General features: G+C 48.6%; 1 pseudogene. It reads right to left on the bottom strand.

Features of this window, described 5'->3' with window-relative positions:
* Positions 1-74 precede the first annotated feature (74 nt).
* Positions 75-508 (bottom strand): annotated as a pseudogene (locus tag R8O11_RS31540) (phosphopentomutase); the annotation flags it as partial.

The following is a 508-nucleotide window of genomic DNA, read 5'->3' as shown; positions in this document are numbered from 1 at the left end:
TTTCCGACAAGCAGTACTTGCATACTGCAAACATAAAACTAGCAGCACTCAGCTCCTAGTTTTTAATATCCTAATTATAGGAAGTTCTTACCGTAATCCATTGGAGAAGTACCGAAGTAGCTCGCCAATGTTTGGCCGATATCTGCGAACGTTTCGCGGCGGCCAAGAGAGCCAGCTGGCACTTTTTGACCGTAAACCAATACTGGAATGTGCTCACGAGTATGGTCAGTGCCTGGCCATGTTGGGTCACAACCGTGGTCAGCCGTTAGGATTAGCACGTCATCTTCACCCATCAGTTCGAGCACTTCGTTGATGCGACCATCAAAGTACTCAAGCGCCGCAGCGTAACCCGCTACATCACGGCGGTGGCCGTAAGCGGAGTCGAAATCAACAAAGTTAGTGAATACGATGGTGTTATCACCCGCTTCTTTGATTTGCTCTAGCGTTGCTTCGAACAATGCAGGGATACCTGTCGCTTTCACTTTCTTGGTGATACCGCAGTTTGCGT

The sequence above is a fragment of the Vibrio sp. 1288 genome (assembly GCF_033344475.1).
This window is presented reverse-complemented; position numbering and strand designations above follow the sequence as displayed.